Origin of the sequence: Caulobacter sp. DWR1-3-2b1 (genome assembly GCF_049895765.1) — a bacterium.
Taxonomy (GTDB): Bacteria; Pseudomonadota; Alphaproteobacteria; order Caulobacterales; family Caulobacteraceae; genus Caulobacter.
The window spans coordinates 12818-34114 of the sequence record NZ_JAFCSZ010000033.1; the positions used below are offsets into that span (position 1 = coordinate 12818).

General features: G+C 64.8%; 18 protein-coding genes and 3 pseudogenes. 8 read left to right on the forward strand and 13 right to left on the reverse strand.

Going from position 1 to position 21297, the window contains the following annotated elements; translation table 11 throughout:
* Positions 1-38: 38 nt before the first annotated feature.
* The 3 genes from ACP69S_RS19490 to ACP69S_RS19500 all read right to left on the reverse strand — a co-directional run bounded on the left by ACP69S_RS19490 (position 39) and on the right by ACP69S_RS19500 (position 1680).
* The gene (locus ACP69S_RS19490) at positions 39-335 is read right to left on the reverse strand and encodes a hypothetical protein (protein ID WP_426000079.1); all 297 of its coding nucleotides are present in this window, start codon (positions 333-335) and stop codon (positions 39-41) included.
* A gap of 87 nt (positions 336-422) precedes the next feature.
* Positions 423-1322, reverse strand: coding sequence for a M56 family metallopeptidase (locus ACP69S_RS19495; RefSeq protein WP_426000081.1), 900 nt, complete (start codon positions 1320-1322; stop codon positions 423-425).
* The gene (locus ACP69S_RS19500) at positions 1312-1680 is read right to left on the reverse strand and encodes a BlaI/MecI/CopY family transcriptional regulator (RefSeq protein WP_426000109.1); all 369 of its coding nucleotides are present in this window, start codon (positions 1678-1680) and stop codon (positions 1312-1314) included. Before ACP69S_RS19500 ends, ACP69S_RS19495 begins: the two co-directional genes overlap by 11 nt.
* 383 nt (positions 1681-2063) lie before the next feature.
* Between ACP69S_RS19500 and ACP69S_RS19505 the strand changes: the two genes are divergently transcribed.
* The 4 genes from ACP69S_RS19505 to ACP69S_RS19520 all read left to right on the forward strand — a co-directional run bounded on the left by ACP69S_RS19505 (position 2064) and on the right by ACP69S_RS19520 (position 5804).
* On the forward strand, positions 2064-2882 hold the full coding sequence (locus ACP69S_RS19505; RefSeq protein ID WP_426000082.1) for a 2-keto-4-pentenoate hydratase: 819 nt from the start codon (positions 2064-2066) through the stop codon (positions 2880-2882).
* Positions 2883-2915: 33 nt separating this feature from the next.
* Positions 2916-4190, forward strand: a complete 1275-nt coding sequence (locus tag ACP69S_RS19510; RefSeq protein ID WP_426000084.1) for an MFS transporter — start codon at positions 2916-2918, stop codon at positions 4188-4190.
* Between the two features lie 112 nt (positions 4191-4302).
* Positions 4303-5340: an oxidoreductase gene (locus tag ACP69S_RS19515; protein ID WP_426000086.1), complete on the forward strand. Its 1038-nt coding sequence runs from the start codon at positions 4303-4305 to the stop codon at positions 5338-5340.
* Positions 5337-5804, forward strand: a complete 468-nt coding sequence (locus ACP69S_RS19520) for a heme-degrading domain-containing protein (RefSeq protein WP_426000087.1) — start codon at positions 5337-5339, stop codon at positions 5802-5804. Before ACP69S_RS19515 ends, ACP69S_RS19520 begins: the two co-directional genes overlap by 4 nt.
* Positions 5805-6047: 243 nt before the next feature.
* Here ACP69S_RS19520 and ACP69S_RS19525 read toward each other — a convergent pair whose 3' ends face one another.
* Together ACP69S_RS19525 and rsgA are read right to left on the reverse strand one after the other, a co-directional pair.
* On the reverse strand, positions 6048-6356 hold the full coding sequence (locus ACP69S_RS19525; protein WP_426000089.1) for a hypothetical protein: 309 nt from the start codon (positions 6354-6356) through the stop codon (positions 6048-6050).
* A 96-nt stretch (positions 6357-6452) separates the two neighbouring features.
* The gene (gene rsgA / locus ACP69S_RS19530; protein WP_426000091.1) at positions 6453-7520 is read right to left on the reverse strand and encodes a ribosome small subunit-dependent GTPase A; all 1068 of its coding nucleotides are present in this window, start codon (positions 7518-7520) and stop codon (positions 6453-6455) included.
* 224 nt (positions 7521-7744) lie between these two features.
* On the opposite strand from rsgA, the pseudogene ACP69S_RS19535 reads away from it, so the two are divergent.
* Positions 7745-7836 (forward strand): annotated as a pseudogene (locus tag ACP69S_RS19535) (hypothetical protein); the annotation flags it as partial.
* Positions 7837-7909: 73 nt separating this feature from the next.
* Here ACP69S_RS19535 and ACP69S_RS19540 read toward each other — a convergent pair.
* From ACP69S_RS19540 to ACP69S_RS19575, 8 genes and pseudogenes are all read right to left on the reverse strand, one after another.
* A pseudogene (locus ACP69S_RS19540) lies at positions 7910-8003 on the reverse strand (hypothetical protein); the annotation flags it as partial.
* A 454-nt stretch (positions 8004-8457) separates the two neighbouring features.
* A complete protein-coding gene (locus ACP69S_RS19545) occupies positions 8458-9564 on the reverse strand; it encodes a PfkB family carbohydrate kinase (protein WP_426000093.1) in 1107 nt (368 codons plus the stop codon).
* Positions 9565-10239, reverse strand: coding sequence for a bifunctional 4-hydroxy-2-oxoglutarate aldolase/2-dehydro-3-deoxy-phosphogluconate aldolase (locus tag ACP69S_RS19550; RefSeq protein ID WP_426000095.1), 675 nt, complete (start codon positions 10237-10239; stop codon positions 9565-9567).
* Positions 10240-10697: 458 nt separating this feature from the next.
* Positions 10698-13424 carry a phosphoenolpyruvate carboxylase gene (gene ppc / locus ACP69S_RS19555; protein ID WP_426000097.1) on the reverse strand — a complete coding sequence of 909 codons (2727 nt, stop codon included), beginning with the start codon at positions 13422-13424 and terminating at the stop codon, positions 10698-10700.
* A gap of 166 nt (positions 13425-13590) precedes the next feature.
* Positions 13591-14361, reverse strand: coding sequence for a 2-dehydro-3-deoxy-D-gluconate 5-dehydrogenase KduD (gene kduD, locus ACP69S_RS19560; RefSeq protein WP_426000099.1), 771 nt, complete (start codon positions 14359-14361; stop codon positions 13591-13593).
* Positions 14362-14494: 133 nt separating this feature from the next.
* Positions 14495-15343 (reverse strand): 5-dehydro-4-deoxy-D-glucuronate isomerase, encoded by an 849-nt coding sequence (gene kduI / locus ACP69S_RS19565; protein ID WP_426000101.1) that lies wholly within the window; start codon positions 15341-15343, stop codon positions 14495-14497.
* A gap of 18 nt (positions 15344-15361) precedes the next feature.
* On the reverse strand, positions 15362-16816 hold the full coding sequence (uxaC, locus tag ACP69S_RS19570) for a glucuronate isomerase (protein ID WP_426000103.1): 1455 nt from the start codon (positions 16814-16816) through the stop codon (positions 15362-15364).
* Positions 16817-16926: 110 nt separating this feature from the next.
* Positions 16927-17997: a LacI family DNA-binding transcriptional regulator gene (locus ACP69S_RS19575; protein ID WP_426000111.1), complete on the reverse strand. Its 1071-nt coding sequence runs from the start codon at positions 17995-17997 to the stop codon at positions 16927-16929.
* A gap of 181 nt (positions 17998-18178) precedes the next feature.
* Between ACP69S_RS19575 and ACP69S_RS19580 the strand changes: the two genes are divergently transcribed.
* From ACP69S_RS19580 to ACP69S_RS19590, 3 genes and pseudogenes are all read left to right on the forward strand, one after another.
* Positions 18179-19687: a UxaA family hydrolase gene (locus ACP69S_RS19580; protein ID WP_426000105.1), complete on the forward strand. Its 1509-nt coding sequence runs from the start codon at positions 18179-18181 to the stop codon at positions 19685-19687.
* Positions 19684-21129 (forward strand): mannitol dehydrogenase family protein, encoded by a 1446-nt coding sequence (locus tag ACP69S_RS19585; protein WP_426000107.1) that lies wholly within the window; start codon positions 19684-19686, stop codon positions 21127-21129. The genes ACP69S_RS19580 and ACP69S_RS19585 overlap by 4 nt, the downstream gene beginning before the upstream one ends.
* 67 nt (positions 21130-21196) lie before the next feature.
* Positions 21197-21297 (forward strand): annotated as a pseudogene (locus ACP69S_RS19590) (IS481 family transposase); the annotation flags it as partial.

Below are 21297 nucleotides of genomic sequence, written 5' to 3' on the forward strand. Positions count from 1 at the left end.
TCATCAGAGGCGGGCGAAAAGAGCTCTAAATCAAAAGTTTAGAGCTCTTTTCGATCCGATAACCGTTTCACACTTATCGGAAAATGCTCTAGCAGGATCGCCGCCTGGATCACCGCCGCGAGCGTGATGCTCCAGCCGATGGTCACAGCGCCCATCACCGCCAGGCTAAAACGCATCTGGGCGTTCAGATCCAGGGGCATGGGGCCGTTCAGAATACCGAAAAATAGACGGGCCGGGCCGTTGGTTGTCTCAAGCCCGCCACAGACCAGAACAGCGCCAAACACGCCGACCGCCCAACACCACACCGTCAACCATTTGCGCCAGAAGCCTGACATCGCCTTCTCCCAAGTTGTGATGGTGCAAGCTTGGGAGACGGATCGACCCCGGACAATTACCTGTCAGGTCATGGCGCGGCGATGCGCTCAGGGCTCCAGGGCCAGAGACATCCGCGCATAGACAACCACCTCGGGCCAGACTACCGGCGCCGCCACGGGCCGGGGCGGACCAACCGGTTGCGCCGACCAGGCGCCGACGGCAGCGGTCAAACTCATCGCCATCACCAGCGCTCCGCCCGTGGCCGTGCGGTGCAGGGTCGGTTGCGGCCGGGTCAGCATGATCACCCGCTCTTCCAGCGGATGCAGCGCGGCGGCCGGCCAGTGGCAGCCCAGCGGCAGGGCGCGAGCGCCCAGCTGAGTCTTCAGGAGCGTCCGCGCATAGAGGCCGCGCTCGCGCGACAACCGGCCCATGACCCGGGCGTCGCAGGCCAGTTCCTGGTCGAGCCGGGCTTCACGCACCGCCAGATGGATCAGCGGATTGAACCAGCCCAGACACTGGATCAAAGCCATGAGCGCATTGATGCGGGGGTCCAGCCGCTCGATATGCGCGCGCTCGTGCGCCCGGATCACCGCGCGTTCTGCGATGGTGAAACGGGTCTGATAGTCGTCCGGCACGATCATGCGCGGGACCAGCACGCCGACCACAGCGGGGCCAGCCCGGCCCAGGCGGGCGCGCTGCATGAACCGCGACTGACTCCAGACCAGCAGGGCCAGGGCCAGCGACACGCCAACCAGCCACAGGCCGCCCAGGATCGCGGCATGATCGCCCGACATGATGAAATGACGCGCCGCCACGACGCCGGGCTCTGCCGCGCGCGCCGGCAGCAAAGCCGCAAGACCCGCGGCCACGGGCAGAAGCCACAGCAGATAGGCGATCTCGGCCCCGAACAGAGCGCGTGTCGGATGACGCAGAATCAGCGCCAGCAAGATCGCCAAGCCGGCGGCCAGATTGCAGAAGGCCAGGTGGGTTAGAACCTCAGCCGCCATGTTCCAGATCCTCGATCAGGCGCTTGAGGCGCGCGATCTCCTCGGCCTTCAGCTCGCGATGCTGGGCGAAGTGGCTGATCATCGGGGCCAGCTGGCCTTCGAACAGGCGATCCAGAAGCCCTTGGCTCTCGGCCTGGACATAGACGCTGCGGGCGATCAGCGGCCGATAGCCGTGCTTGCCCTCGGCGCGCTCGGACTTGATGGCCTTCTTCTTCAGCAGGCGGTTGATCAGGGTCTTGACCGTGGCCTCGCCCCACGACTGGCTGGCGCCAACCTCGGCCACCAGTTCGTCGGCCGTCAACGGCTCCCGCCGCCACAGCGCTTCCATGACATGACTTTCGGCCGAGGTGATATGCATGCTCATTACATCCGTAATACCGCCCGACGGTATACCCGTCGCGCTGTCTGTCAAGCGATGGCGAGCATCAGGCTACGGGTGCGCGACGTCCGCCCGCCATCGCCAGCACCAAAGCCTCGATTTGTCGGCTGACGACCGTCGTCGTGCAGGCCGGTCTGCTGGTCAGCCGAGGACCAGATGGATGCGCTGATCCGAAGACGCCCACCGCCCGCACATTTGCCGGCATGGCGGCGGAGCGACGCCGTCAAAACGGGCGTTCCTGACAAAGCGCGATCTTGTCTGCCGGTGTCTCGCGGCCTCATTGTCAATGACACCGGTTTCCATTAGAGACGTCGCAGACCCGTCGAACGGGCTGTCGGGTTATAGTAGGGAGGATTAGCGGCGTGACCGTTTCTGCGGCCGAGAGCGATGTGTTCGCACCGGCGTCCATAGCTCCCAAATTCATTCAAGCGCGCCTCTCCGGCGTCTCCGTCCCCGGCTATCCGGGCGGCGTGCTTCCCGTCACCATGGCCGACGGCTACGCCGTTCAGGACATCGCCATCGATTCCTGGCCTGACGAACTGATCGGCTGGAAGGTGGGCTATGTCCCGCCGCAGCATCAGGCCCGCTTGGGCGCCGAGCGTCTGGCCGGCTGCATTTTCAGGAAGAACCTCTGGGAAGCCGGCGCCGCGCCGACCCCGTTCCGCGCCATCGACGGCGGCTTCACGGCCGTCGAGGCCGAGTTCATCGTCCGCCTGGGCAAGGACGCGCCCGAGGGCAAGACCGAGTGGACCGCCGAGGAAGCCGCTGAATATGTTGGCGAGCTGATCCTGGGCGTCGAGATCGCCGGCAGCCCGCTGCAGACCATCAACGTGCTGGGGCCGCCCATCGTGGCCTCGGACTTCGGCAACAATGACGGCCAGATCCTCGGACCGGTGCTCGCCAACTGGCGCGACATCGCCTGGGAAGACATGGCCGTCGAGACGACCATCAACGGCGTCGTCGTCGGCAAGGGAACGGCGGCCTCGATCCCCGGCTCGCCGCTCGCGGCCCTGGCCTTCCTGCTGGGCCATGTCGCCTCGCGCGGCCGTCCGCTGAAAAAGGGCATGCTGGTCACCACCGGCGCCAGCACCGGCATCCACGATGTGGTTGCAGGCGACGCGGCAAAGGTTAGCTTCGGCGCCTTGGGACAGGTGGAGTGCATCGCCGTCCCGGCAAAATAAGAAACGACAATCCAGGGTAAGGAAGACGTGTCCATGGTCATGCCCACAGCCCCCGAGCCGTCCGAGAAGATCGGTCGGTACCGGTGGGTGATCGTCAGCCTGCTGTTTGCGGCGATGGTCATCAACTATGTCGACCGCCAGACGATCGGCATTCTGAAGTCCGACCTGTCCAAGGAGTTCGGCTGGAGCGAGGGCGACTATGCCGACCTCGTATTCTATTTCCAGCTGTCCTACGCCGTGGCCTATCTGGCCTGGGGCAAGATCATGGACAAGATCGGGGCCCGGTGGGGCTTCGGCATCGCCTTCGCCATCTGGCAGATCGCTCACATCGCCCACGCCGGCGCGCGCGGCCTCAACGGCTTCATCTTCGCCCGCATGGGCCTGGGCGTCGGCGAGGCCGGCGGCTTCCCCGGCGGCATCAAGGCCGTGGCCGAATGGTTCCCCAAGAAGGAACGCGCCTTCGCCACCGGCATCTTCAACGCCGGCACCAATATCGGCGCGATCGTCACCCCGCTGGTGGTGCCGGGCATCGTGCTGGCCTGGGGCTGGCAGATGGCCTTCATCGTCACCGGTGTGGCCGGCCTGATCTGGCTGCCGATCTGGCTGATCATGTACCGGTCGCCACGTCAGCATAAGAAGATCGGCGCCGCCGAACTGGCGCATATCGAGCAGGACGAGGCCGATCCGGTGGAGAAAATCCCCTGGATCAAGCTGCTGACCAAGCGCGAGACCTGGGCCTATTCGCTGGGCAAGTTCCTGATCGACCCGATCTGGTGGATGTTCCTGTTCTGGCTGCCCGACTTCCTGGGCAAGCGTTATGGCCTGGACCTCAAGACCTTCGGTCCGCCGCTGATCGCCATCTATCTGCTGAGCGACGTCGGCAGCGTCGGCGGCGGCTGGCTGTCGTCCAAGTTCATGAAGATGGGCTGGAGCATCAACCGGGCTCGCAAGACCACCATGCTGATCTGCGCCCTGCTGGCCGTGCCGGTGATGTTCGCCGCCGAGGCCGACAGCGTCTGGCTGGCCGTGCTGATCATCGGCGTCGCCACCGCGGCCCACCAGGGCTTCTCGGCCAACCTCTACACCCTGCCGTCGGACGTCTTCCCGCGCGGAGCGGTGGGTTCAGTGGTCGGTATCGGGGGCATGCTGGGCGCCTTTGGCGGCATGGTGTTCTCCAAATATATCGGCAAGGTCCTGGAGGAGATCGGCACCTACACCCCGATCTTCATCATCGCCGGCAGCGCCTATCTGGTCGCCCTGCTGGTGGTCCACCTGCTGACCCCAAAGATGGAACCGGTGAAGTTCTAGGTCTTCTCGCGTCCTGAAATCAGAGCCCCCGTCGCTTTGGCGTCGGGGGCTTTTTTCTGGCCTGCGGTCGAGCCAGGGCCTATTTCGAGCGACGGTTTCGAGGAGTTCGCTCATGTCCCCCGCCCCGCTCAAGGTCGCCCTGGTCGGCTATGGCTTCGTCGGCAAGACCTTCCACGCGCCTCTGATCGCCGCCACGCCGGGTCTGGAACTGCACACGGTGGTCTCCAGCGACGCGGCCAAGGTGCGGGCCGACTTTCCCGAGGTCGCGGTCGTCAACGCAGATCTGGTCCGGGCCGTAGCCGATCCGGCGATTGATCTGGTCGTCATCGCCACGCCGGACGCCCTGCATGCGAGCCAAGCCCACGTCGCCCTCGACGCCGGCAAGCACGTGGTGATCGACAAGCCCTTCGCTGTCACCCTGGACGAGGCGCGCGCCATCGCCGACCACGCGAGCCGAGCCAAGCGCCTGGTCAGCGTGTTCCAGAACCGCCGCTGGGACGGCGATTTCCTCACACTCCAGGCGCTGATCGAGCGGGGCCATCTGGGCGAGATCGTGCAGTACGAGAGCCATTTCGACCGCTTCCGCCCGCTGGTCCGCGACCGCTGGCGCGAGAAGCTGGGCGCCGGCGTGCTGCTGGACCTGGGACCCCACCTGATCGACCAGGCCCTGGTGCTGTTTGGCAGGCCCAAGGCGATCTATGCCGACATCGCCGTCCAGAAGGAGGGCGGCGTGGCCGGCGACTATTTCCACCTGCTGCTGCGCTATCCGCGCCTGCGGGTGCTGCTGCACGCCAGCCAGATGACCCAGGCCACCAATCTGCGCATGGCCGTGCACGGCACAAAGGGCAGCTTCATCAAGAGCGGCCTGGACGCCCAGGAGGACCACCTGAAGGCCGGCATGAAGCCGGGCGAGCCCGGCTATGGCGACGATCCGCGTCCAGGCGTTCTGATTCAGCTGGAGGACGACGAGCCGGTCAGCACGGCCGTGCAGCCCCTGCCTGCCGACTATCGCGCCTATTATGCCGGCATCCGCGACGCGATCACGAGCGGCGCGCCCAGCCCTGTCCCGGTCGAGGAGGCGCTGCTGGTCATGGAGGTGATCGACGCCGCCCAGCGCAGCGCCGCCGAACGCCGCGAGATCGCCCTGTGAGCATCGCCCCGGACCTTGCCCTGATCGCCGAGCAGGAGCGCGAGCTGATCTTCCCGCGCTTCACCCTGGAGACCGCCTGGGCCTTGGGGACCGCCCTGCGCGACGCCGCCCTGGCCCGCGCCGCACCGGTGGCGATCGACATCAGCCTGCACGACCGCCCGCTGTTCCATGCCGCCCTGCCCGGCGCCGGACCTGACAATGCCGACTGGATCCGCCGCAAGCGCAACACCGTGCTGCGGCTGGGAACCAGCACCCTGGGCATAGGCCTGAAACTGACCGCCTCGGGCGAGACGCTGGAGGGCCGGTATGGTCTGTCGCTGCGCGATCACGCGGCTCATGGCGGCGGATTTCCGCTGATCCTGGAGGGCCTGGGCTGTATCGGCGCGATCACGGTCTCGGGTCTGCCGCAGGTGGAAGACCACGGCCTGATCGTCCAGACGCTTGAGGCGCTTCTGGCGGCGTAGGGTGTCAATTGGCGCCTAGAGCCCTTTCCGACCTGATGGCTTCATCAGGGTCGGGCAAAAAGGGCTCTAAATCAAAAGTTTAGAGCATTTTTCGATCCGATAACCGTTTCACACTTATCGGAAAATGCTCTAGAGCCCTTTCCGACCTGATGGCTTCATCAGGGTCGGGCAAAAAGGGCTCTAAATCAAAAGTTTAGAGCATTTTTCGATCCGATAACCGTTTCACACTTATCGGGAAATGCTCTAGTGGGCCAGGCTCTTGTCTCCGCGTCGTGCGGACAGGGACAGGCCGACGTCCAGACCACGTCGCCACTGCAGTTCGGCGTCATACAGCACCCGACCGTCCATCAGGGTCAGGCGCAGCACCATGCGGGTGGGCAGCAGCAGCGTCCGGCGCATCGCCACCCGCGCGCCAAACGCCGTCAGGTCCAGAACCGCCACGGGTTCGGCGCGATTGGCGCCGGTGATCAGGTCGCCGCGCAACAGGCAAGCCCGCCGGCTTTCGGCGCGCCGCTCGACCGGCTGTTGCAGATGGACTTCCGCGTTCGACATGACCTCAAGCTAAAGCTTCAGGCGTCTAGGAACGGTTTGCGAAGGTGGTAAGCGAATGGTGAAGCTAGGCTTGGCCGATGGCTCCGTCGATCGCCTTCATGTGTCCCGCAGATCCTTCTTGTTCGTTCGATAGGCCTTCTGAAGCGTCAGTTGCCGGCGCCGGTCGGTCTCTTTGGCGATCCGATCGGCCTTGTCTTCCACGGCCGCCAGCTCCAGGCCCAGCTTCTGGAAAGACGCCCAGCGGTCGGCGTCGAGAGCGCCGCTTTCCAGTGCGCCGCGCACCGCGCAGCCGGGTTCGTTGGCGTGACCGCAGTCGCGAAACCGGCATTGCTCGGCCAGGCGCTCGATGTCGTCGAAGACCACGGCCAAGCCCTCCTCGGCGTCGATCAGGCCGACTTCCCGGATGCCGGGCGTATCCAGGATCATGCCGCCGCCGGGCAGCAGGACCAGCTGGCGATGGCTGGTGGTGTGGCGCCCCCGGGCGTCGGCCTCACGGATCTCCTGGGTGGCCATCCGCTCCTCGCCTGACAGCACATTGACCAGGGTGGACTTGCCGACGCCCGAAGAGCCGATCAGGACGCAGGTCTCGCCCGGCGCGATCTGGGCGCGCAGGGCGTCCAGGCCCACACCCTCGCGCGCCGAGACGACGATCACCGGACAGCCCGCCGCCAGGCCGGCGACCTGCTCGGCCAGGGCCTGAGGCTCGTCGGACAGGTCGGACTTGGTCAGCAGCACCACGGGCCGCGCGCCGCTCTGCCAGGCGGCGGCGAGGTAGCGCTCGAGCCGGCGCGGATTGAAGTCGGCGTTCATCGAGGTGACCACGAAGGCGACGTCGATATTGGCGGCGATGACCTGCAGGGTCTGGACGCTATCGGCCGCCCGGCGCGCAAAGGCGGTGCGGCGCGGCAGGACGGCATGGATGGTGGCTGTGCTCTGGGCCTTGTTGACTGTCAGCGCCACCCAGTCGCCGACGACCGGATGCCCCGCTTCTCGCGCCTCGTGCAAGAGGCGGCCGGCCGGCTTGGCGCGCAGCTCGCCGTCGTCGGTGGCCACCAGATAGGCGCCGCGTCGCTGGACGACGATGCGCCCGGGGGTCTGACCGGCACGGGCATGCGGTTCAAAGTCCCGCGCCAACGCGTCGGACCAGCCATATTGATCGATCAAGGGCGACGTCTCTCAAAGCAAGCCGGCAGTCTAGCATCCCGCACGCGGCAAGGCTTCATCCCGAGCTTCGTCAGGCGTCGATCTTGTATCCTCCCTGCTTCCCGCACCTAACCATCTGAAATTGCTCGCCGCCCGCGCCCGAAGTCCTCCGGGATCGACGCCGCCGTATACTGTCTTCATCTCGAGGCGATGGGGAGGGCGCGCGGCCAGCGACCTTCGCGGCCTTGGGATGTGGTCGAGCGGGGACAGGTCCGAGGGGGATACTCGGACGGTCCGGGACCTGGTTGCTGGCCAGGCCCGCCCGCCGTCGGCGTGGACGGAGACAAACAGGCGTGACAGTCCGCGAGGGCCCGCCTGCTCCGACCTTCGCTCCGTCCGGGAAACCGGGCGGAGCGGGTCCCGGTAAGGCTTGAACAGGGCCACCCGACGGGACGCTGGCGGATAACGACCGCGCGGAGCGCTCGGCTTCGTCGAAACGGTAATTCTACTTTCTCATCCGGGCGTCGCCCGGGCGCTTCGCATCCCTCCCCGTCCCTTCAGCGAGTGATCGCGTGAGGCTGCGAAACTGTAGCTGCTCCCCTCCGGGGGAGGATCTTCTTCGAAGGGATACTAAAATGCCCTACCCCCGCCCTCCTCGGCCGCCGTCACCGGGCAGACGCAATCGTCGCGCCAATAAGACCAGTTGGCTGGACGAAGAGCTTCTCCGGAAGATCGGCGTCATGGCCGAGCTTCTCGATCGCAAGCGGGCGGAAGACCTCGCCCACGAAAAAGCCCCCGGTCTCGCGACCGGGGGCTCGTTCTCATTCAGCGATGACGACGTGAACTAGAGCATTTTCCGATAAGTGTGAAACGGTTATCGGATCGAAAAATGCTCTAAACTTTTGATTTAGAGCCCTTTTCGCCCGACACTGATGAAGCCATCAGGTCGGAAAGGGCTCTAGCGGATGACCCGCGCGCCCTTGCCCTTCATCACGGCCTCGACTTCCGCCTGGCGCACCATCGAGGTGTCGCCGGGGGTGGTCATGGCCAGGGCGCCGTGAGCCGCGCCGTATTCGACGGCGGCCTGGGGGCCCTTGCCTTCCATGAAGCCGAACGCCAGGCCCGAGGCGAAGCCGTCGCCGCCGCCGACACGGTCATAGATTTCTAGGTTCTCGCGCATCATCGACGAATAGAATTCGCCGCCGGCGTACAGGATCGCCGACCAGTCATTGACCGAGGCGGTCTTGGCGTTGCGCAGGGTGGTGGCGGCAACCTTGAAGTTCGGGAACTGCTTCACAGCGGTCTCGATCATCTTCTTGAAGTTGGCCGGATCGATCGAGCTGATGTGCTCATCCAGGCCTTCGACTTCAAAGCCCAGGCAGGCGGTGAAGTCTTCTTCGTTGCCGATCATCACGTCCACATACTGGGCGATGTGACGGTTGACCTTTTGAGCGCCTTCCTTGCCGCCCTGCGACTTCCACAAGGATGCGCGGTAGTTCAGGTCGTAGGAGATCACCGTGCCGTACTTGCGGGCCACTTCGACCGCTTCGATCACGGCTTCGGCGGTGTTGCTCGCCAGGGCCGCGAAGATGCCGCCGGTGTGGAACCACCGAACGCCCTCTTCGCCGAACAGCTTTTCCCAGTTCACTTCGCCGGGACGGATCTGCGAGGCGGCCGAGTGACCCCGGTCGCTGCAGCCCAGGGCCGGACGAACGCCGAAGCCCTTCTCCGTGAAGTTCAGGCCAACGCGGGTGTTGCGGCCCAGGCCGTCGAAATCGCGCCAGATAATGTGGGAGGTGTCGACACCGCCCTGCATCATCAGGTCCTCAACCAGCCAGCCCAAGTCGTTCACCGGCAGGGCGGTGACGGCGGTCGAGCGCTTGCCCCAGCACTTCTTGAAGGCGCGGGCGACGTTGTATTCGCCGCCGCCTTCCCAGACGTTGAATTGGCGAGCGTTGCGAACCCGGCCGAAACCGGGGTCGAAGCGCAGCATCACTTCACCGAAGGACGCGCAATCCCACTTGGTTTCCGAAGCCGGGCGGATATTGAGGATGTTGTCGGTCATTTAGGCTTTCCCACGAACCTTCTTGATGAGGTCCACCGTCTCGCGGACCTTGGCGGTGATGCCGGCATAGTCGCCGGCGTCGAGCATTTCCGGCGTGATCAGCTTGGAGCCCATGCCTGCGGCAACGATGCCCGCGCCGAACCACTTCTTGACCGAGGCCTCGTCGGGATCGACGCCGCCGGTCGGCATGATGCGGGTCCAGGGCATCGGGCCCAGCACCGCCTTGACGAAGTCGGGGCCGCCGACCGACGAGCCGGGGAACACCTTGACGATCTCGCAGCCCAGTTCCTCGGCGTAGGAGATTTCCGAGGCCGAACCGCAGCCCGGCGAATAGGGGATCTTGCGGCGGTTACAGACCTTGGCGACGTCGGCGTTGAGGATCGGGCCGACCACGAACTTGGCGCCATTGGCGATGTAGATGCCGGCGGTCGGCGCATCGACGATCGAGCCCACGCCCATGATCACGCGCTCATCGGCCGTGGCGAAGTGCCTGGTGACTTCGTAAAAGACATGGCTGGCGAAGTCGCCGCGGTTGGTGAATTCGATGCAGGGCGCGCCGCCGTCGGCGCAGGCCTGGATCACCTTTTTGCAGACCTCTGCGTCCGGGTGATAGAAAACCGGGATCACACCCTGGTCCATCATAGCGGTCAGAACCGCCATACGATCTTTCACCATCACATAGTCCTCCAAAAGGATCGTTCTTGCGCCAGCCCCGCCATGCAGGGTCGTCGCGTGGAAGATTTCGCCGGTATTGGCTCAGGGCGACCGTTTAGACCGCGTCGCGCGCGGACGCCACTCTGTGGCTACCGCTGCGTCAAACAAAGGCGCGTTCGCGCCGCTTTGCTTCCATCCCCAATGTCTCTGTCCTTACTCGCCGAGGCAAAAGTGAGGGCGTCGAGCCAAGCTCGACGCCCCGAAGTTTGCGCAGGAGCGAGCTCAAAAGAGCCGCAACGAGACGGGCCGACCAGGTCGTTCCGAAACGTTATGATACCGGTGTCATCATGAGGTGGGCTCGCGGCGCCACCGGTGTCATCGTGCAGATAATCAGAAACCGGTGGTTTAGGCAAGCACCCAAAAGCTCGTAGAAAACCGTTTTAGCTCATTGAAATCGTGAACAATTCAACGACCGATGATTAACCGGTGTTGCGCAGGCCTGCCGCGATTCCGGCCACTGTCAACTGAATCGCCAGCCGGATCGCCTCGTCCTGGTCCCCTGCCCGACGCCGCGACAGCAGTTCCAGCTGCAGGTGGTTGAGCGGATCGACCGACAGTCCGGCCAAAGCGACGGATTCGGCCAGCTCAGGCTGGTTGTCGAGCAGGCTCGTTCCACCCCGGATGGTCAGGGCCAAGCGGTGAGCGGCCTCATGCTCGACCTTGATCGTCTCGAAGATCCGCTTGGCATTGGCCGGATCGGGCGACAGGGCCACATAGCGGGCGGCGATGCCCATATGGCTCTGGGCCAAAGCCAGCTCCATGTTCGACAGCAGCGAAGCGAAGAAGTCGAAACCGCCGGCCAGATCCTGCAGCTGCTGCACCGACAGCTTGGCCCGCTCAACGCCGGAGGCGAAACCGTACCAGCCCGGCAGCATGAACCGGGCCTGCGACCAGCTGAACACCCAGGGGATGGCCCGCAGGTCCTCGATCTTGCGGCTGGCGGTGCGCGAGGCAGGCCGGCTGCCGATGTTCAGGCCGACGATCTCGCCGATGGGCGTGGCCGACCAGAAGAAGTCCTCGAAGGCCGGGTCGTCATAGACCAGCGCCCGATAGCCCTCGAACGAGGCCTGAGCCAGGGCGGTCATCGCCGCCTCAACCTTCGGATCAGGACGAACGATGGGACGGTCGCTGGACATCAGTACAGCGGCGGCCAGGCCATCCAGGTTGCTGCGAGCGGTGGGCTGGTCACCGAACCGACGGGCGATCATCTCGCCCTGCTCGGTCATGCGGATACGGCCCTGAACCGTGCCGGCCGGCTGGGCCATCACGGCCTCGGCGGCAGGACCCCCGCCCCGTCCGACAGAGCCGCCCCGGCCGTGGAACAGCTGCAGGCCCACGCCCATCCGGTCGGCCTCGAAGGCCAGGGCGGAGGCGCCGCGAGCAACGCCGCGCCGCGAGGCGACATAGCCGCCGTCCTTGTTGCTGTCGGAATAGCCGAGCATGATTTCCTGCACCGGGCGGTCGCCCAGGATGGTGCGGCTGATCGGCATTTCCAGCCACTGGCGCAGGACGCGTGGCCCCTGCTCCAGATCCTCGATGGTCTCGAACAGCGGGCTGATCTTGACCGACGAACGTGGCGCCGCGCCGCCCCAGACCAGGCCAACCTGCTTGAGCAGCACCAGCGGCTCAAGGATGTCGGACAGGGTCGCCGACTTGGAGATCACATAGGCCCCGAGGCAGCCATGGCCGTAGTCGCGCACAGCTTGGGCGGCGGCTTCCATCGTCGCCAGCTCGCGGCTCGTCTCCTCGCCATAGGCGGTGAACGGCGAGACCAGCGGCCGCTGGTGGGACAGCTCCTCGATCAGCACCTTGCAGCGGTCGGCCTCGTCCATCTCCAGATAGCGAAGGCCGGTGCCGGCGCGCTGGAACAGCTCATGGACGGTGCGCTCGTGGACGTCGGCATTCTGGCGCAGGTCCAGCGACATCAGGTGGAAACCGCAGGCCTTGGCGACCTCGACCAGGGTCCGCAAGGAGGTGCCGACCAGGCGTTCGCCGCCGTTGCGCTCCAGACTGTCGATGACGGTAGCAAGGTCGGCCACGAAGGCATCCGGGCTGCCATAGGGCTTGACATCCGTCGCGCCGTTGGCGTAGGCGACCGGCGCGCCGGTCAGCTTCTGCGACACGGCGGTCAACCGGTCGAAGACCAGCTCCAGCACCAGGCGATAGGGCTCGTCGGTGCGGTGAACCGACGGATCCTTGGCTTGGCCGGCCAAGGCCATCAGCTCGTCGGACACCGGCGTATAGGCAGTCGAGATCGCCAGGTTGGACCACAGCTTGCGGACCTCGCCGGCATACCAGTCCAAAATCACACGCGACTGCGAACTCAGGGCCAGCTTCAGGGTCTCGCCATTGACGCCGGGGTGGCCGTCGCGGTCCCCCCCCAGCCACGAGCCCATCTTCAGCAGCGGGGCCAGCTCGGCGTTGTGGGCGATTTGGGCGGTCCAGTCGCCGTACAGATCGATGATCGCCGGCAGGATCGAGGTGCGGACGATCGACAGAGCGTTGCGGATCTCATCCTTCACGGTGATCCGTTCGGGGCGATAGAGCCGGGTGCGCCACATCAGGGCGATCTCGCGGAACAGCCGCTCGCGGATGTCGCTCTCCAGATCAGCCGGCAGGTGGTGGCGGCGCAAAGCCATCAGCCGCGAGATCTCGGTCTCGCGGTCCACCATCGAGCGACGGCGCACCTCGGTTGGGTGAGCGGTCAGCACCGGCACCACGTTCATGGCGGCGAATATCCTGGCGATGTCCTCGTCGGACTTGCCGCCAGCCTTCAGGGCGGCCACGGCGTCGACCAGGGTGCGGGGACGCTCGTCACCCGGCAAGGCGGCTGCCTCGGCGTGACGGCGACGACCGGCGACATCCTCACCGATATTGGCCAGCAGCGAATGGCTGGCAAAGGCCCGCGCCAGGAACACGGCCTGGTCGTTGGACAGGTCGGCGAACAGATGATCCAGAACCGGCGCGTCGCCGGTTTCGTCCTCGCGGGCGGAGGCCTTGCGGGCCTTGGTCACCAGGGCGGCGGCGTCTTCGCCCTCAAGATAGGCGATGGCCTCAGACAGCAGGTCGCTCAGCAAATTGGCGTTCTGGCGGACGTGGCGGCTGGTGGGACGATCACCGCCGAGCGACAGGGCCGGGTTACGCATAGGCGAGCTCCGCTGACGCCAGAGGCGCCTCTACAGAAAGATGAACCTAGACGCCCGGCCGATCTGACGCTGACGTTGCGGCGCCCTTACCGCGCTTCGCCGTCCGGGAAAACCCGGACGGCATTATGATTGCGCTACCATCAGATATTTGCGTCGATTTATGCTGTTAGCGCGCCAGCCAGCCCCCATCCACGGGCAGAGTAATCCCCTGGACATAGTCGGCCGCTGGCGAGGCCAGGAACACGGCCGCGCCGCCCAGGTCGCTCGGCTTGCCCCAGCGAGCGGCCGGGATGCGGGCCAGGATCGAAGCGTTGCGGTCAACGTCGGCGCGCAGGGCCTCGGTGTTGTTGGTGTCGAAATAGCCCGGCGCGATGGCGTTGACGTTGATGCCCTTGGTCGCCCACTCGTTGGCGAGGATCTTGGTCAGGCCAGCCAGGCCGCTCTTGCTGGCCGTGTAGGACGGCACCCGGATTCCGCCCTGGAAGGACAACAGCGAGGCGATGTTGATCACCTTGCCGGCCACGCCATCGACCGGACCTTGCTTCAGCACCTGTTTGGCGAAGGCCTGGGTCAGGAAGAAGACGACCTTGAGGTTGGTGTCCATCACCGCATCCCAGTCGGCTTCGCTGAAGTCGATGGAGTCGGTACGGCGGATGATGCCGGCGTTGTTGACCAGTATATCGACCTTGCCGAACGCGGCGACGGTCTCGTCGATCACGCGCTGGACCGGTTCGATCGAGCCGAAGTCGGCCTTGATCGACAGAAACTTGCGACCGGTCGCCTCGACCATGGCCTTGGTTTCGGTGGGTTCGCTACGGCCAGCCGCGGCAACGTTGGCGCCGGCTTCGGCGAGAGCCACGGCTACGGCCTGGCCGAGACCGGTGTTGGCGCCGGTGACGAGCGTGACCTTGCCTTCGAGGCTGAATGGATTGGCCATGGTGTGTTCCTGTCTGAAAAGGCTGTCATCCCGGCGAAAGCCGGGACCGCCGCAAGCGCGAGCGCATTGGGCGGTCCCGGGACTGTGCTACGCGCTCCGCCCGGGATGACAGGTCGAGAGTGGCTTGAAAGCCCTACTTTAGCTGGCAGATGTCCAGCACGTTCATGTCGGTGTAGTCGAGGTTCTCGCCGCCCATCGCCCAGATGAACGTGTAGTTCGAGGTGCCCGAACCCATGTGGATCGACCACGGCGGGCTCATCACGGCTTCCTCGTTGGCGATCACAATGTGGCGCATCTCGTCCGGCTCGCCCATGTAGTGGAAGACGCGGTCGTTATCGCCCAGACCGAAGTAGAAATAGGCTTCCGAACGACGGTCGTGCAGGTGGGGCGGCATGGTGTTCCAGACGCTGCCCGGCTTCAGGACGGTCATGCCCAGCAGCAGTTGCGCCGACTTGCAGGTGGTCGGCACGATATATTGGTAGATCGTGCGCTCGTTGGAGGTCTCCAGCGCGCCGCGCTCCAGCGGAACGGCGTTGGCGAATTCGAGCTTCTTGGTCTCGAAGGCGGCGTGGGCCGGCAGGCTGGTCAGATAGAAACGGGCCGGGTTGGCGGCGTCGAGGCTTTCGAACACCACGTCCTTGGAGCCCATGGTGACGTAGATGCCGTCACGCGGCTCGATGTCGTAGGCGACGCCGTCGACTGTAACCTTGCCTGCGCCGCCGCCGACATTGATCGCGCCCAGTTCGCGGCGCTCAAGGAAGGGGTGGCCAGCGGCAGAGGTGGGCTCGGTCTGGTCGGGCAGCTTCACGGCCGACGAAATCGGGGCGACGCCGCCGACGACAAAGCGTTCGGCGTGGTTGTAGTGCAGGACGATCTCGTTGTCGGCGAACAGGCCATCCATCAGGTAACGATCGCGCAGATCGTCATTGCTGACCGAGAACATCATGTCCGGATGAGTGGCGTGATAGGTCTTGCTGAACATCTTGGAGCTCCGGAAGTCTTATTGGGCGGCTTGGGCCGACGAAGGCGTCGGCCGGGGTTGATCGAGTTTGTAGGCCCGCTTGGGCAGGTTGTAGGTCAGGTCTACGATCAGTTCCTGGGCCTCGACGAGGTCCATGCGATGCTCGGCGACCATGCGGGCCAGGAACGAGGAATCGACACGACGGGCGACGTCGTGGCGAGCCGGGATCGAGAGGAAGGCGCGGGTGTCGTCATTGAACCCGACGGTGTTATAGAAGCCCGCTGTTTCGGTGACCTGCTCGCGGAAGCGCATCATGCCTTCCGGGCTGTCGTGGAACCACCAGGACGGACCCAGCTTCAGCACCGGATAGTGACCGGCCAGCGGGGCCAGCTCCCGGCTGTAGCTGGTCTCATCCAGCGTGAAGAGGATGATTGACAGGCGCGGGTCGTTGCCGAACTTGGAGAGCAGGGGCTTCAGGGCCGAGACATATTCGGTCTGCACCGGGATGTCGGCGCCCTTGTCGCGGCCGTGCGAGTTCAGCAGGCCGACATTGTGGTTGCGGTGCGAGCCGGGATGGATTTGCATGACGAGGCCGTCGTCCAGGCTCATCTTGGCCATTTCCGTCAGCATCTGGGCGCGGAACAGTTCGGCCTTTTCGGGCGTCACTTCCCCCTTCACCAAGCTGAGAAACAGAGCTTGGGTCTCGGCGTCACTCAAATCGGCTGTCGCCGCCGTGGGGTGGCCGTGATCCGAAGATGTCGCGCCGGCCTCGATGAAGGCGCCGCGGCGCTGGCGATGGGCTTCCAAATAGCCCTGCCAGCTATAGACGTCCTGGCCCGACACCTCGGCGAAGCGCTCGAAGGCGCGCGGCGAGCGCTCGTCCTCGAAATCAACGACCGCGTCGGGACGATAGGCGGTGATCACATGCCCGCCCCAGCCGCTATCACGGATGGCATGGTGGTGCTTCAGCGTCTCGTGCGGCCCCTCGGTGGTGGCCAGGGTCTCGATATTGAAGCGGTCGAACAGGGCGCGCGGCCGGAAGGCGTCGGTGGCGAGAGCTTCGTTGATGGTGTCGAAATAGAGGTCCGAGGTCTCGGCGGAGAAGAACACTTCCATGCCGAAGACCTGACTGAACACGTGGTTGAGCCAGATCCACGACGGGGTTCCCCGGAAGAGGTGGAAATTCCGGGCCAGCAGCCGCCAAGCCTCGCGAGGATCGGTCCCGGGAACACCAGACTTCGAACGCACCTTTAGGGAGTCCAGCGAGACGCCCTGACTGTAGAGCATGCGGAACAGATAGTGGTCGGGGGCCAGCAGCAGATCCGTAGCGTCCTGGAACTGCGAATTGGTCGCAAACCAGCTGGGATCTGTGTGGCCGTGCGGGCTGATGATCGGCAAGCTCTTGACCGCTGCATACAGCTCGCGCGCAATCGAACGCGTCCGCTCGTCGGCTGGAAACAGTCGATCTTCATGGAATATCAGGGGCCTGGCCATGGATTTCTCCCGCTTCCTCTCCAGCCGGCGGCTTGGCGACTAGCCGCTTCTGGCGCGCGCTTGGTAACCGGTGTCATGGCCGGATGCAAGCCAGCCTGTCGTGGGTCAGCCTAAACTGAAGGCGCCGGACCCGACGACTCCCGAACAACCAGGGTTGGCTCAGTGCGAGCGGGATCGCGCTCTTCACGCCGCTCTCGGCGTTCCGCGTCGATCAACTTCTCAGCAGCCATACGCCCGATCTCGCGGGTCGGTGTATGGATGGTGGTCAGCGGCGGCCAGACAGCCTGTGCGATCTGGAAGTCGTCGAAGCCAACAACCGTCAAATCTGCAGGAACACTTAGCCCCGCTTTGCGCGCTGACTGCAGAACACCCGCAGCCATTTCGTCATTGCCAGCAAAGATGGCGGTGGGACGGGGCGTCCGCGCCAGAAGCTCGTCGCCGCAAGACACGCCCGACTCGAAGGTGTAGGCGCCTTGGATGATATCGCTCGGCTCAAGCTTCAGACCCCGCTCGGCCAGTGCGCTCGCGAAGCCCCCTTGCCGCTCGTGCGACGAGCGGAAGGTGTCAGGACCCGAGATGAAGGCGATGCGGCGGTGGCCAAGGTCGAGGATGTGCCGCGCCGCTTGCGCGCCACCCATCCGGTCATGGCCGACAATCATGTTCTCGGGCTTGTCCAGTTCGACCGAGGCGATCCGGATGTAGGAGCAACCAATCTCGTTGAGCAGTTTGGCGACCCGCTCGTCTTCCGAAACAGACGGCGGCAGCACAACGCCATAAAGCTTTTGCCGCTCGACGAACGTGCGGACGTCGGCCAGGAAGGTCGGGCTAGCGCGGTTGCAGGGGTGTACGACCAGTTCGAAACCAGAGCCCCGCATGCCGTCCAGCAGGCCCAATTGCATATTCACGACATACTGTGGGTTGGGGTTATCGTAGATCATGCCGATCAGGAACGACCGGCGAAACGCCAGACCTCGAGCTTGTGGATCGGGCGCGTAACCCCATTCGGCGATGACGGCCTCGATACGCTCACGGGTCTCGTCGCGTACAAAGGGCGACTGGTTGATCACTCGCGAGACCGTCTTCTTTGAAACGCCAGCCAACCTGGCGATGTCGTTGATCGTGGCGCGCTTGCGTCCGCCCTCAAGGCCGCGCTCGGGTTCGTTGTCGCCCAGCGACGGCATAGGCGGTTTTGAAGAATTCACGGCGTTTCCATGGAGCTTTGAGCGCTTTCTTTTGTCATACTCTACACGCGCAAGCATCGCCACCAATGGCCGAAACGGACGTTTGCAAGAAAACTGACACCGGTTACCCTGCCGCCAACCGACACTTCGTGGCTTCGAAGGTCGCCGCACGAAGGCACAAATGACCCAACTGAGCTCTGCTTGCGACGAATCGATTCATGACGTCGATCCTCGCGACCATGTCGCGACCGCGCTGCGCGACATCGCAGCCGGCGAGACGCTGGTTCTGCACAGTCGGTCGGTTCTGGCTCGAGCCGACATCCCCAAGGGCCACAAGATCGCCATCGGCTCTGCGACCGCCGGCGACGACGTGTTGAAGTACGGCTGGCCTATTGGGCGTGCGACGATCGACATCGCCATCGGCGATCACGTCCACGTCCACAATGTCGAGACCAAGCTCTCCGGAGTGGAAAGCTATGCCTGGGCGCCTTCAGTGCTGGCGCCGGTCGCCGCTCCCACCGATCGCGCCTTCATGGGCTACCGTCGTCGCAATGGCCGGGTCGCTACGCGCAACGAGATCTGGGTGCTTTGCACCGTAGGCTGCGTCGCCAACACAGCCCGCCGCATCGCTGAAAAGGCCAATGCTCGCTTCGTTGGCCGCACGGATGGCGTCTTCGCCTTTCCCCACCCCTTCGGCTGCTCGCAGTTGGGTGACGACCTGTCCCACACGCGCAAACTCATTGCCGCGCTCGCCGCCCACCCAAACGCCGGCGGCGTGTTGATCCTGGGCCTGGGCTGCGAGAACAACCAGTTGAAGGCTCTGCTGGAAAGCGCGCCGGATCTCGACCCTGCTCGCCTGCGCTCGTTCACCACCCAAATGGTCGATGACGAGATCGAGGACGGCCTGACCGCGATCGAGGACCTGATCGTCATCGCCGAACAGGATCGGCGCGAACCCTGCCCGGTCTCCGACCTCGTCGTCGGCTTGAAGTGCGGTGGTTCGGACGGCTTTTCAGGCGTTACCGCAAACCCTTTGGTGGGCCGTATCGCCGACAAGATTTCGGACGCAGGAGGTACACCGGTGCTCACCGAGATCCCCGAAATCTTCGGCGCCGAGCAGATGCTGCTGGCGCGCGCCTGCAGCCAGGCGGTGTTCGACAGCGCGGTTCAGGTGGTCGACGACTTCAAGCGCTACTTCATCGACAACAATCAGCCGATCCACGAAAATCCCTCCCCCGGCAACATTGCTGGCGGCATCACCACCCTGGAGGAGAAATCCTTGGGCGCGGTGCAAAAGGGCGGCAGGTCGGCCCTGGTCGAGGTTATCCGCTATGGCGAACGGGTTGGCCCGCACGGCCTGACCCTACTTGAGGCTCCCGGCAACGATGCGGTGTCATCGACGGCGCTGACGGCGGCCGGCGCCACGGTGATCCTGTTCACGACCGGGCGCGGTACGCCGCTGGGCTTTCCGGCGCCGACCCTCAAGATCGCCTCAAACAGCGGCCTTGCGGCGCGCAAGCCAGGCTGGATCGACTTCGACGCCGGCGTCGTGCTCTCTGGTCAATCCATGGACGACGCGGCCGACGCTCTGATGGACATGGTCGTCGAGACGGCATCCGGCAAGGCCACCAAGGCCGAACTCAACGGCGAGCGCGAAATCGCCATCTGGAAAAGTGGTGTGACCCTGTGACGGCTCTTCCCGTATCCTCTTCCCTGCGTCTTCGCGCCACCAGCAGCCCAGCCGCGCTTCCTGGCGTCACCCAGCCGGCCTACGACCGCGACCGGATCACTGTCGGCGTGGTTCACCTTGGCCCGGGCGCGTTTCACAGGGCCCACCAGGCCTATTATTTCGATCAGTTGCTGGCGAAGGACCCTCGTTGGGGCATCTGCGCCGTCTCGCTGAAGAGCCCGGGCGCGCGCGATGCGCTAGCGCCGCAGGACGGCCTCTACACCCTGGCTCAACTGGACGAAGAGACCACCTTCAGAATTATCGGTTCCATCGTCGAGGTGCTGGTCGCGCCCGAGGATCCGCCGGCCGTCTTCGCCCGTCTTTCCGCCCCGATGACCCGCATGGTCACCCTGACAGTGACGGAAAAGGGCTACTGCCTGTCGAGTGACGGCGGTCTGGATGAAAGCCACCCCGACATCGTCCACGACTTGGCCCACTCTCGTGAGCCCGTCAGTTCCGTAGGGTATCTCGTCGAGGGGCTGCGCCGACGTTTCGCTGTTGGCCTGCCGCCCTACGCCGTGGTCGCCTGTGACAACCTCGCCGACAACGGTTGGCGGCTGAAGGCCGCCGTTGTGGCTTTTGCGACCAAGGTCGATCCCGAACTCGCCGCGTGGATCGAGGTCCAGGGGCGCTTCCCGCGCACCATGGTCGACAGCATTACCCCAGCCACCGACGACGCCCTGCGAACGCGGGTCGAAACGGCCACGGGCCTGAATGACGCCTGGCCAATCCAGCGCGAGGCTTTCACACAATGGGTGGTCGAGGATGTTCTGGACTCAGATGCGCCGGACCTCGCCAGCGTTGGCGTTACGCTCACCGACGACGTTCGCGGCTTCGAGCGCGCCAAGCTGCGACTGCTGAACGGTGTGCATTCGACCCTCGCCTATGTCGGGATCCTGCGCGGTCATGAGACCGTGTTCGAAGCGATGAGCGACCCGGTCCTCGCCAGGCTCGCTCGCGATCTGATGATCGAAGACATCATCCCGACCCTGACCGCCCCCCGCGGCCTGGACTTACCGGTTTACGCCGAGGCTATCCTCAAGCGCTTCCGCAATCCGGAGATCCGGCACCTGCTCGCTCAGATCGCCTGGGACGGCTCGCAAAAGCTGCCGTTCCGGATCATCGGCACGCTCGGTGACGCACTCGATGCCGGACGCTCGGTTGATCGACTGGCCGTTCCGCTGGCGGCCTGGATGCGCTTCATCCGCCTGCGGGCCGCTGCCGGCGAAACGATCGTCGATCCGCTGGCTGACAAGCTGATCGCGGTCGCGGCGACCTGCACTGGCGAAGCCAAGACGGATGTCGCGGCATTCGTGACGCTGGACGCCGTGTTCCCAGCGGGCTTGGCTGCCAATCCGACCTTCGTCGCCGCCCTCGAAAAAGCCTATGCCAATCTGGCCTAAGCTGAACTAGATGTTTGGTCCCGGACTTTGATGGTGCACTATTTTCCGGTGGTTGGAAGGATGCGCTATGGGGCAGGTACACCACGGGAGCGCCACAACGACAGCGGCGGTTCGTCGAGCGGTACAGCATAGTCAAGAGAGCCTGAGGGGCCTGGCGAAGCGTCATGG